Origin of the sequence: Rufibacter ruber (genome assembly GCF_014138425.1) — a bacterium.
GTDB lineage: Bacteria > Bacteroidota > Bacteroidia > Cytophagales > Hymenobacteraceae > Nibribacter > Nibribacter ruber_C.
In genome coordinates this window covers 92144-103432 of sequence record NZ_JACJIQ010000020.1, presented here as the reverse complement: position 1 = coordinate 103432, position 11289 = coordinate 92144, and the positions used below count along the sequence as shown (strand labels likewise).

General features: G+C 53.9%; 7 protein-coding genes. 3 read left to right on the top strand and 4 right to left on the bottom strand.

Annotation, left to right across the window (positions count from 1 at the left end; genetic code table 11):
* Positions 1-200: 200 nt before the first annotated feature.
* On the top strand, positions 201-1583 hold the full coding sequence (locus FHS90_RS19330) for a sigma-54-dependent transcriptional regulator (RefSeq protein WP_182514250.1): 1383 nt from the start codon (positions 201-203) through the stop codon (positions 1581-1583).
* Entirely contained in the window at positions 1573-2931 is a 1359-nt protein-coding gene (locus FHS90_RS19325) for a sensor histidine kinase (RefSeq protein ID WP_182514249.1), read from the top strand. Before FHS90_RS19330 ends, FHS90_RS19325 begins: the two co-directional genes overlap by 11 nt.
* Positions 2932-3329: 398 nt before the next feature.
* On the opposite strand, the gene FHS90_RS19320 is transcribed toward FHS90_RS19325, so the two are convergent.
* From FHS90_RS19320 to FHS90_RS19305, 4 genes are all read right to left on the bottom strand, one after another.
* Positions 3330-4355: a UDP-glucose--hexose-1-phosphate uridylyltransferase gene (locus FHS90_RS19320; protein ID WP_182514248.1), complete on the bottom strand. Its 1026-nt coding sequence runs from the start codon at positions 4353-4355 to the stop codon at positions 3330-3332.
* Between the two features lie 46 nt (positions 4356-4401).
* The gene (locus tag FHS90_RS19315) at positions 4402-5571 is read right to left on the bottom strand and encodes a galactokinase (protein ID WP_182514247.1); all 1170 of its coding nucleotides are present in this window, start codon (positions 5569-5571) and stop codon (positions 4402-4404) included.
* Between the two features lie 89 nt (positions 5572-5660).
* Positions 5661-7298: a sodium/sugar symporter gene (locus tag FHS90_RS19310; RefSeq protein WP_066832479.1), complete on the bottom strand. Its 1638-nt coding sequence runs from the start codon at positions 7296-7298 to the stop codon at positions 5661-5663.
* Between the two features lie 54 nt (positions 7299-7352).
* Positions 7353-8450 (bottom strand): LacI family DNA-binding transcriptional regulator, encoded by a 1098-nt coding sequence (locus FHS90_RS19305; RefSeq protein ID WP_220483106.1) that lies wholly within the window; start codon positions 8448-8450, stop codon positions 7353-7355.
* Between the two features lie 376 nt (positions 8451-8826).
* Between FHS90_RS19305 and FHS90_RS19300 the strand changes: the two genes are divergently transcribed.
* A complete protein-coding gene (locus FHS90_RS19300) occupies positions 8827-11253 on the top strand; it encodes a DUF4982 domain-containing protein (RefSeq protein ID WP_182514246.1) in 2427 nt (808 codons plus the stop codon).
* The last annotated feature ends 36 nt before the right edge of the window (positions 11254-11289 follow it).

Below are 11289 nucleotides of genomic sequence, written 5' to 3'. Positions count from 1 at the left end.
GGGCCGGGGGCGGAAGCCGTAGTAGTTTTCACACACCGCTAACAGTGCTTCTGCCCTTTTTTATCCTTCTACCTTAAAATGTCCGAAGTATTGCCCAAAAACAGGCCGAAAACAGACTTTCTGAAGTTGGCATGGCATGACCAAGCCACTGGCATTCACTGGCAGGCAGAATCAGTCAAAGATTAAAATGAGATTTCCCTATGGCTGCGAATAAGAATGCGCGCGTACTGGTGGTAGATGATGAGAGTGACGTACTCTTCGCCATGAAGATGCTGTTGCGGCCCGAAGTAAAGGAAGTAATCACGGAGAAGAACCCAGACAACCTGCTGGCCCTGCTGGGCAAACAGACCTTTGATGTCATATTTCTGGACATGAACTTCAAAAGTGCCCTGAACACGGGCAATGAAGGACTGTACTGGCTTCGGCAGATTCTGGCCAAAGACAAAGAGGCCACCGTTATTCTCATTACCGCCTACGGCGATGTGGAACTGGCGGTAAAGTCACTGCGGGAAGGCGCGTATGATTTCATTATCAAGCCGTGGCATAATGACAAGCTGCTGGAAACACTGCACCAGGCGTTGCAGGCGCGGCAGAACAAACAGAAAGGAGCGGCCGGGAAAGCGGGCAGGGCAGCATCAGCAGGATCGCTCGCCATTCTGGGCCAGTCAGACGCGCTGCAGGAGGTGCTGTATAAGCTGGAGAAAATTGCGCCCACTGAGGCCAATGTGCTGATTCTGGGCGAGAACGGAACCGGCAAAGAGTTGGTGGCGCAGGCGCTGCACCAGAAGTCGTTCAGGTCTGGGAAGCCTTTTGTGAGCGTTGACGTGGCCGCGCTCACAGACACCCTGTTTGAGAGCGAGTTGTTCGGGTTCAAGAAAGGCGCGTTTACAGACGCCAAAGAAGACCGCGCAGGCCGTTTTGAGGCGGCCTCTGGCGGCACGCTGTTCTTAGATGAAATAGGCAATATTTCCCTGGCCCAGCAGGCCAAACTGCTAACGGTGCTGCAGAACCGGCAGGTGGTGCCTTTGGGTTCTAATATTCCCGTACCCGTAGACATTCGGCTCATCTCGGCCACCAACGCGCCGCTTTATGAGATGGCTTCCCGCAATGAATACCGCAAAGACCTTATTTATCGCATTAACACGGTAGAGATCACGTTGCCGCCCCTGCGTGACCGCCACGGCGATGTGGAGATGCTGACGCGCCACTTTATGCAGCTGTACGCCCAGAAGAACCACAAACCCGTGCCTGACCTCGCGCCCGCCACCTTACGCAAACTGGAACAGCACAAGTGGCCCGGGAACATACGGGAGCTGCAGCATGCCGTAGAACGGGCCATTATCATGGCCGAAGGCAACGTGCTGCAACCCCAGGACTTCACCTTTTCTCCCATGGAACTGGGGGGCATGGCACAGACGGCCGCCGCGGCCTTTCCAGATGCCCCTTTGCCTTTAAGTGAAATTGAGCGCGAAACCATCAGGAGGACCATAGAGCGCAACAACGGCAACATCTCCAAATCTGCCAAAGAATTGGGTCTTACCCGCACCGCCCTTTATAGAAGACTGAACAAGCATGATATTTAAGAGACTGGAATTAGGGTTGCTGGTCCGCTTTGTGCTGTTGCTGGGCGTTAGTTACCTAACCCTGCACTACCTGGTGCAGTTCACCTGGCTGCAGGTGTTTACCGGGGTGCTGGTGATGGGAATCCAGTTGTGGGAGATGGCTCGTTATGTGACCCGTAGTAACCGGGAGCTGGCCAGGTTTCTGCTGGCCGTGAAACAGCGTGATTTTTCCCAGCAGTTTGGGGAGCACAACGTGAATCATTCGCTTCGGGACCTGCACCAGGCTTTTAACCTGATCAGTAGCACCTATAAGCAGCTGCAGATAGAGAAAGAGGCCCAGCTGCATTACATGCAGACCATTCTGCAGCTCATAGATACGGGCATTCTCTCTTTTGACCAAAAAGGGGAGGTGGAGTGGAGCAACAAGGCCTTCAAAGAAATATTGGGCATTCCGTACCTCAAAAGCCTCAAAGGCTTAGAGACCCGTTACCCAGATTTGTACCAGGCGGTGCTGGAACTGCCACCCAATGAGAACAGGCTCCACAAATTAAAACTACCCGCTGGTGCCTCACAGTTATTGCTGACCTCGGTTTCCTTCAAAATTCAGGGCAGGCAGCTCACGCTGGTGGCTTTTAAAAATGTGAGTTCCACCCTGGACCAGGCCGAAACGGAGGCCTGGCAAAAGCTGTTGAGAGTCATGACCCATGAGATCATGAACTCGGTAGCGCCCATCGCCTCCCTGGCCGATTCGCTGGAAAAAGTTCTGAAATTTGATAGGGAAGACTATGCCGCCCAGGGGCAAGTGCAGCCCAACCAGGAACTTCTGCAAGACACCGAGGAAGGCATTTCTATTATCAAAAAGCGGAGTGAGGGACTGCTGCGCTTCGCCCACTTCTACCGGAACCTGAATAAATCACAGCAGGTACTCCGCACCACCGTTTACGTGCAGGAGCTGTTCAGCAGCATTGACGGGCTTATGCGTGCGCGTTTGCAGGAGTCAGGAGTGGCGGTAACGTATGCCATCTCCTCCCCCGACCTTACGCTGCATGGTGATGTCAACTTGCTGGAGCAGGTGTTGATCAACCTGGTCTTGAATGCGCAGCGGGCGGTGCAAGGCAAAGCAGAGCCCAAGATAAGGCTGAGCGCCTACCCCGCAGAGAACGGCAAAGCTGTGATTGAGGTGCAGGACAATGGCACCGGCATCCCGGAAGAGCTGCTGGAGAGCATTTTCATCCCGTTCTTCACCTCGCACAAAGACGGCTCCGGTATTGGGCTCAGCCTGGCCAAACACATCATGCTGTTGCACAAGGGTGCCATTCAGGTGGCGTCTAAGGAGGGCGAAGGAACCAGGTTTACGCTTGTCTTTTAGGTCCTGTCTGTGATTTACTGTTGAAGATTGCAAATGCGTTTTGGAGCTACTTTTCAGAAAACAGCTCCAAAACGCAAATTATTACTCCAGCTGGTAATTCCCCTCCTGGGAGGGGTAGGTACCATGTACTTGCCTACCCAACGTCGCCTACTCAAAAGACCTTGTAGCGTCTGGAGGACCTGCGAGCGTCTGTGTCTACAGCACCTGCTACAGCTAAACACCAATCAGGAGATTGGTTATCTGCCTGGTGTGTAGAGCGCCGCCGCTAACTCTACGCACAACAGAGAAATAGCCTCAATAAAAGAAACAGCCCTCACAGGTTTTTCAAAACCTGTGAGGGCTGTTTCTTTTTCCGTTTTCGGGCTGTTTTCCTGAAAACAGCCCGAAAACGGAAAGTATTACAATAAACTTCTCAGCCGCTCGGCGGCGCTTTCTGGGGTGATGTCGCGTTGGGGGTTGCCCATCATCTCGTAGCCCACCATGAATTTCTTGACGGTGGCCGAGCGCAGCAGCGGCGGGTAGAAGTGCATGTGGAAGTGCCACTCCGGGTGCTCCTGCCCGTCAGTGGGGCTTTGGTGCAGGCCGGCTGAGTAAGGGAAGGAGATTTCAAACAGGCTGTCATACACGGCAGAGAGGCGTTTCATGATCTCGGCGTAGCCGTCTTTCTCCTTGTCAGTGATCTGACCCAGGTGCTGGAAATGACGCTTAGAGACAATCATGGTCTCAAACGGCCACACCGCCCAGAACGGCACCAGCGCCACAAAGTGCTCATTCTCCAGTACTATGCGGCTTTTCTCCTCCAGCTCCAGCTGCACGTAATCTGCCAATAAACTGCGGCCGTTTTCCTGGTAGTAGGCCAGCTGTTGCGCAGATTCCTTGGCAGGTTCCACGGGCACGGAACTTTGTGCCCAGATCTGGCCGTGCGGGTGCGGGTTGCTGCTGCCCATCACTTGGCCCTTGTTCTCGAAGATCTGCACGTAGTTGATGTAGTCCAGCGCGCCCAGCTCCAGGTATTCCTGCTGCCACAGGTCCACTACTTTCCTGATGTCCTCCACGGCCATGTCAGAAAGCGTCAAATCATGGCGGGGCGAGAAGCAGATAACCTTGCAGATGCCGCGCTCGCTTTCGGCTTTGAGAAGGCGGCCCTTGCTGTAGGAGCCCGCCGGGGAATCTGCCTGCAACGCGGCAAAATCATTCACAAACACGAACGTGTTTTGGTAGTCTGGGTTGGTTTCGCCGTTGGCGCGGGTGTTGGTGGGGCAAAGGTAGCAGGTGGGGTCATACTGGGGCCTTGTTTCTTGCGCCGGTTTTTCCTGCTGGCCCTGCCACGGGCGCTTGGAACGGTGCGGCGATACTAATACCCATTCGCCGGTGAGGGCGTTGTATCTTCTATGCGAGTGATCAGTTAAATCAAAGGTGCTCATAGTTTCAAAGGTAGAAGGGGTGAAGGAGAATCTGGTTTTCTGTTTATCAGCTGTTTTTGCTAAAATCAACCGGAACCAGGCTGCTGCCATCCACAATTTGCGCCACGTAGGTCTTTAATTTTATCCCGAACTGCTGTTGGTAGGCTAAGGTCATTTGGGCGGTGAAATTGTTCAGCTCTTCCAGTTTCACCAGATTGATGGTGCAGCCGCCAAAGCCGCCGCCCATCATGCGCGAACCCAGGGCTGCGCCTGATTTATTAGCGGCATCTGCTAAAAAGTCCAGTTCAGGGCAGCTCACCTCGTAGTCATGCTGCAGGCCCTGGTGCGAGGCGTTCATCTTCTGCCCGAAGGCTTCCAGATCACCCCGCTCCAGATCAGCACACGCTTCTTCAACCCGCAGGTTCTCTTCTACCACGTATTTGCAGCGCTTGTACACTACCGGGTCAAACTCGGGCTGGTGGCGCTGCAGCATTTCCAGGTTCACATCACGCAGGCTTTTTACCTGCAGGTAATGTTGCTGCAGAATGGCTACCCCTGTCTCACACTCTTTGCGGCGGGTGTTGTACTCGCTGCTGGCCAGGGAGTGCTTCACCTGGGTGTCACAGAGCACAATGCGGTAATCTGCAATGTTGAACGGGTAGTACTGGTACTCCAGCGAACGGCAGTCTAGCTTCACCACGTGGTTGTGCTTGCCAAACATGCTGGCAAACTGGTCCATGATGCCGCACATCACGTCGGCGTATTCATGTTCGGCCTTCTGGGCCATTTTTACCAGCTTGAACTTCTCTATGCCGTAGGCGAAGAGGTAGTTCAGCCCATAGGCCAGACCGCATTCTACCGCCGCCGAGGAGGACATGCCCGCCCCAATGGGTACATTGCCGCCAAACACCACGTCAAAGCCTTTCACCTCATAACCGGCTTTCTGGAGCTGGGCCACCACGCCCAGCAGGTAGTTGGCCCAGGCAATGTCAGAAGGCTGTACCTGGTTGAGGTCAAACTCAGCGGATTCTTCCAGGTCAAAAGCATAAGCCCGCAGGCTGTTGGTGCCGTTGGGGGCCAGGGCGAAGTAGATTTCTTTGTTCACGGCGGCCGGCAGCACAAACCCCTCATTGTAGTCTGTGTGTTCGCCAATAAGGTTTACGCGGCCCGGGGAACGCACCACCACCGGTTCGGCTTTATACAGTTCTTTGAATTTAGTTACAATGTCCTGAACCATAGTTTTAGTAGGAATAGAAGTTTTTGGGGGCAGATCTGCCATCTAGTTATACCCACATCTGCCCCTTTTAGATGGCCAATTGACAGAAATTACCAGAAGATGGTGTACAGCCCCACCAGAATACCGCAGATGAGTACGGCGCCAATGGTAAAAGATGTATTCGGTTTGAACATGCTGGCGTCAATTTCCAGCCCTTTGGGGTTGTTCTTGCCTTTGGGGTCTATTAAGCTGATCATGATCATCAGCACGGTGAGGATCACAAACACAATGCCCATGCGGTCAATGAACGGTATCTCTGGGAACTGGAACTTAAGAAAGGTGGAAAGCGGAATAGTCAGCACGGCGGCCACCAGGGCGGCCGAAGAGGTAGTGCGTTTCCAGAAGAAGCCCAATGCGAAGATGGCAAACACCCCCGGTGAGATGAAGCCGGTGTACTCCTGAATGTACTGGAACGCCTGGTCAAGGTTTCTCAGCGCCGGCGCCACAATCAGGGCAATGATGAACGCCGCCACTACCGTTAACTTGCCAAAGTTTACCAACCTGGTTTCTGAGGCGTTTTTATTGAAGAACTTCTTGTAGATGTCAAGGGTGAAGATGGTAGAGATACTGTTGGCTTTCCCGGCCAATGAGGCTACAATGGCGGCAGTTAAAGCAGCAAAAGACAGGCCTTTCAGACCCACCGGAAGCAGGTTCAACAGCACCGGATAGGCATGGTCTGGTTTCACATGGCCCAGTTCATTGGCCATTTCTGCCTGGAACATGCCGTTCTTGTGCAGAACGTATGCGGCAATACCGGGTAACACCACAATGATAGGCATTAGCAGCTTCAAGAAGGCGGCAAACAGGATTCCGCTTCTCGCAGTTTTCAGGTCGGCACCCAAGGCGCGCTGGGTAATGTACTGGTTGCAGCCCCAGTAGTTGAGGTTGATGATCCACATACCGCCAATGAGAACAGACAAGCCCGGTAAGTCCATATAGGCGTCACGGGTTCCGCCTTCGCCGTTCGGGATCATGATTTCGCCCTCAGAGAGGATCATGCTGAAATGGTCTGCGGCCTCTTTGCGTAAATGCGCCAGGCCGTCAAAGATGCCGCCGCCGCCTAAGTTGTCAGACACCAGGTCCAGCGCCAGATACGTGGTAGCCAGACCGCCCAATACCAGCACAAATACCTGAATCACGTCTGTATAGCCAATTACTTTCATGCCCCCCAGGGTGATGAAGATCGCAAAGATGGCCAAGCCTATCATGCAGTAGTAGAAGTCAATGCCCGAGATGGTTTCAATGGCCAGCGCCCCCAGGTACAGGATAGAAGACAGGTTCACAAACACATACACCAGGAGCCAGAACACCGCCATAATGGTACTCACTGAGTCATTGTAGCGGTGCGAAAGGAACTGGGGCATGGTGTAAATCTTGTTCTTCAGGTAGATGGGAATGAAGAACACCGCCACCACAATCAGCGTGGCGGCCGCCATCCACTCATAGGTGGAAATAGCCAGCCCCATGGCGAAACCGGAGCCCGACATGCCAATGAACTGCTCAGCAGAGATGTTAGAGGCGATCAGCGAGGCACCAATGGCCCACCAGGTGAGAGAACCCTCAGCCAGGAAGAAATCCTTGGAGTCCAGCTGGTCGCTCTTCTTGCGTCTATAGATCCAGTATCCGTAGCCGGATACAATCAGGAAATACGCCAGGAAAATAACGTAGTCAATTGTTTCTAATCCCATACTAGGTTAATGTTACAGATGATGTTGGTTTGTTTAGTTGGTGTAAGGGTAAAATCAGGGTACTATAGTAGAAGCTTTTAGGCTTTTTTTCTTCGGCTTTGGCCGCGTAGAAGATTGACGCGCAATGAGTAAGGGTTCTAAAACCACCTTTTGCGGTGCCGTTTCTGTGACAGTGGTATTCTGGCGGAGTTCCATGAAAATCTTGGCGGCCTCTTCCCCCATGTGGGCCGTCTGCTGATCAATGGTGGTGAGGCTGGGGGTGATGTAGGCACTGAATGCTTCATTCGCGAAGCCCACCAGCCCAATTTCGCCTGGCCGGTGCCACGGGCTTTCTTTGATAGCCTGCAGCGCCCCCAGGGCCGTGAAGTCTTCCACCGCGAAGATGGCGTCTGGCCGGTTAGGAAGCTGGAGCAGCTGCTCAGCGCAGGAGCGGCCAGAGTCAATGGACACCTTGCCGTAGGTGATCAGGTCTTCGTCTACTTTTATATGATGGGCGGCCAGCGCGTCTACGTAGCCGCGCAGCCGGTCATGGAAAATCTGGATATGCGGCGGCCCTGAAATGTGGGCAATGCGGGTATAGTCCTGGGAAATAAGGTGTTCAGTGGCCATAAAGGCCCCCTTATAGTCATCAATCACCACCGTTGAAACTCCCAGGCTGTCAATGGCGCGGTCAAACAGGATGAGGGGTATGTTGCGGTCCTTGACCTCCCGGAAGTGGTCATAGTTGGTGGTCTCCTTAGAGATGGAGGCGATGATGCCGTCTACGTTTGACTGGAGCAGGGTTTTGATTCCCTGCACCTCGTCCTCATACTGCTCGTTGGTCTGGAACAGGATCACGTTGTAGCCGTGGGCCTTGGCCACCTTCTCAATGCCGTGGATGACTGATCCGAAGAAGCTGATGTCGGCGCTGGGGATCACCACGCCCAGTACGTTGGTCCTGCCCAGGCGCAGGGAGGAGGCGACACGGTTCTGCTGGTAGTTCAGCTTCTGGGCGGCTTCCCTGACAGACTGCTTGGTGGCGGCGCTGATGGAGGGGTGGTCATTGAGCGCGCGCGACACCGTGGCGGCGGTTGTGTTTAACTCCTTGGCGATGTCATGGATGGTAGTGCGGCTCATGTTCACGTAATCGATTACGTAAATATAGAAACGCATTCTTGACCTATGCAAGGTTTGCTTCTGAATAATTTTTAGGAAAATGAGAAATATTAAGCTGTAATGGTTTCTTATTTGTACTACTGGGTTCAAGGTGAGAATGAGATTTGCTTATTTCTTAAACCAGATTTTGGAGAGCCTAGGATTTTTTGCGCAGAAGTCTTAATTATGTAGCGCAATCGATTACGTATTGGCGCCGCGCCTACACCAGTACATTAGGCAGAGGCACTACTGCGTAGAGCTAAAACCAGAAACAAATAGCCGCAGCCTCCGGCAAAAGACTTGAGGGGCCGTAGAAACTGCGTGGCTGGGTATCAAATAAAGTAAGTGACCGTGCCGTGTGGGGGTGGTGGCTTCCTTTCTATAAATAAGTTGTATGAGTAACAGATTCTTATTTTTATGGCTACTGCTGGTGTCACAAGTTGCCTGGGCGCAGGGAAGGGTGGTGACAGAGCTGGAGCATAACTGGAAGTTTAAAAAAGGCAGGAACGAACAGGCGTACCAGGTTAACTTCAATGATAAAGGTTGGCAAACCGTTACCGTGCCGCATGACTGGGCCATTTATGGCCCATTTGACAAGGAGATAGACAAGCAGGTTGTAGCCATTGAGCAGAACGGCGAGAAAGTGCCCTCTGAGAAAACCGGGAGAACCGGGGCCTTGCCGTACATTGGCGAGGCCTGGTACCGCAACCAGTTTACCCTGCCGCACTACAAAAGAGGCCAGAAAGTGCTCATTGTGTTTGAAGGTGCCATGAGTGAGCCCCGGGTCTACCTGAACGGGCAGAAAGTGGGGGAATGGGCTTATGGGTACAACTACTTCTACTTTGACATCACCAGCCAGGTGCTGGAGGGGCAGAAGAATACGCTGGCCGTGCAGCTGCAGAACCAAGGCTTGTCCTCGCGGTGGTACCCGGGGGCGGGCTTGTACCGCAAGGTGCAGATTGTGGTGAAAAACCCGGAGAGCATTGACCAGTGGGGCACCTACATTACCACACCTTTTATTTCGGCCGAGCAGGCCAAAGTAAACATCAAGACCAAAGCAACGGGTGGCAATATCCGGCTGGTCACCCAGATTCTGGATGCGCGGGGCAAAACTGTGGCCGCAGACAGTACAGGCCAGCGTTTCGGGAAGGAGTTTGAGCAGAATATTGCGGTGGCTCAGCCGCAGCTCTGGAGTCCAGAGACGCCCTATCTGTACACTGCGGTTACCAGACTATATGTGGGCAACGAGCTGAAAGATGAGGTGTCTACCCGCTTCGGGATCAGGGAGATCAGCTATAAGCCTAACGTGGGTTTCAGCCTGAACGGGAAAGTGCGCAAGTTTAAAGGCGTGTGCCTGCACCATGATTTGGGGCCGCTGGGCGCCGCTGTCAACAAAGCCGCCCTGCGCCGCCAGCTCCGGATTCTGAAGGACATGGGCTGTGATGCCATCCGGAGCGCGCACAACATGCCTTCTATGGAGCAACTGGAACTGGCCGATGAAATGGGTTTCCTGTTCCTGGCCGAAAGCTTTGACGAGTGGGCCAAACCCAAGGTGCAGAACGGCTACAACCGCTTCTTTGAGGAGTATGCCGAGAAAGATATTGTGAACCTGGTGCACGCCACCCGCAACCACCCGTCTATTGTGATGTGGAGCTCGGGCAATGAGGTTCCCGATCAGTGGGGCGCCGAGGGGGTGAAGCGGGCCAAATGGCTGCAGGATATCTTTCACCGCGAAGATCCTACCCGTCCGGTAACCGTGGGCATGGACCAGGTGAAAGCCACCATGGCCTCGGGCTTTGGCGCGCTGCTGGACGTACCGGGTCTGAACTACCGGGTGCACCTGTATGAAGAAGCATACCAGGCATTCCCGCAGGGTTTCATTCTGGGTTCAGAGACAGCGTCTACCGTCAGCTCCCGGGGCATTTACAAGTTTCCGGTGGAAAAAGCGATAGAGAAACAGTACCCAGATTTACAGAGCTCGTCTTATGACCTGGAGTACTGCAGCTGGTCTAACCTGCCAGATGATGATTTTGTGCTGCAGGATGACAAACCCTGGGTTATTGGCGAGTTTGTCTGGACCGGGTTTGATTATCTGGGCGAGCCTACGCCGTATGATGACAAGTGGCCGTCGCGCAGCTCATACTTCGGGATCAATGATCTGGCCGGCCTGCCCAAAGACCGTTTCTACCTGTACCGCAGCCGCTGGAACAAGCAGGACGAAACCCTGCACCTTCTGCCGCACTGGAACTGGGAAGGCCGCGAAGGCCAGACCACCCCGGTCTTTGTGTACACCAGCTATGACAGCGCCGAGCTGTTTGTGAACGGCAAAAGCATGGGCATCCAGAAAAAGCACGCCGCCACCCCGCAGAACCGCTACCGCCTCATGTGGATGGACGTGAAATATGAGCCCGGCACGGTCAAAGTGGTGGCCTATGGCAAAGACGGCAAGCCCGCCGCCACCCGGGAAATAAAGACCGCCGGTAAACCGCACAGACTCGTGCTCCAGCCAGACCGCACCCAAATCTCTGCCGACGGGAAAGACATTTCCTTCGTGACGGTCTCTGTGGTTGACAAAAACGGAAACCCCTGCCCCACGGCCACCGATCAATTGAAATTCACCGTGAAAGGCAAAGGTGCCTACCGCGCCGCCTGCAACGGAGACCCCACTTCTCTGGAGCAGTTCCACCTGCCCACCATGAAGCTGTTCAGCGGCAAATTGGTAGTGCTGGTGCAATCCACTGACCAGGTCGGTGACCTGGAGCTGACCGTGAAAGGCAAAGGCCTGCAGACCGCGAAGGTGAATTTGACGTCTGTTAACTAACCATAGATTTGCTGCTCTGTTGCGGGTAGAGTAAGC

What these genes read in the sequence shown, in the direction of transcription:
- FHS90_RS19325 (WP_182514249.1), top strand. Translation starts at nt 1,573, where the DNA reads ATGATATTTAAGAGACTGGAATTAGGGTTGCTGGTCCGCTTTGTGCTG.
- FHS90_RS19320 (WP_182514248.1), bottom strand. Translation starts at nt 4,355, where the DNA reads ATGAGCACCTTTGATTTAACTGATCACTCGCATAGAAGATACAACGCC.
- FHS90_RS19330 (WP_182514250.1), top strand. Translation starts at nt 201, where the DNA reads ATGGCTGCGAATAAGAATGCGCGCGTACTGGTGGTAGATGATGAGAGT.
- FHS90_RS19300 (WP_182514246.1), top strand. Translation starts at nt 8,827, where the DNA reads ATGAGTAACAGATTCTTATTTTTATGGCTACTGCTGGTGTCACAAGTT.
- FHS90_RS19310 (WP_066832479.1), bottom strand. Translation starts at nt 7,298, where the DNA reads ATGGGATTAGAAACAATTGACTACGTTATTTTCCTGGCGTATTTCCTG.
- FHS90_RS19315 (WP_182514247.1), bottom strand. Translation starts at nt 5,571, where the DNA reads ATGGTTCAGGACATTGTAACTAAATTCAAAGAACTGTATAAAGCCGAA.
- FHS90_RS19305 (WP_220483106.1), bottom strand. Translation starts at nt 8,450, where the DNA reads ATGCGTTTCTATATTTACGTAATCGATTACGTGAACATGAGCCGCACT.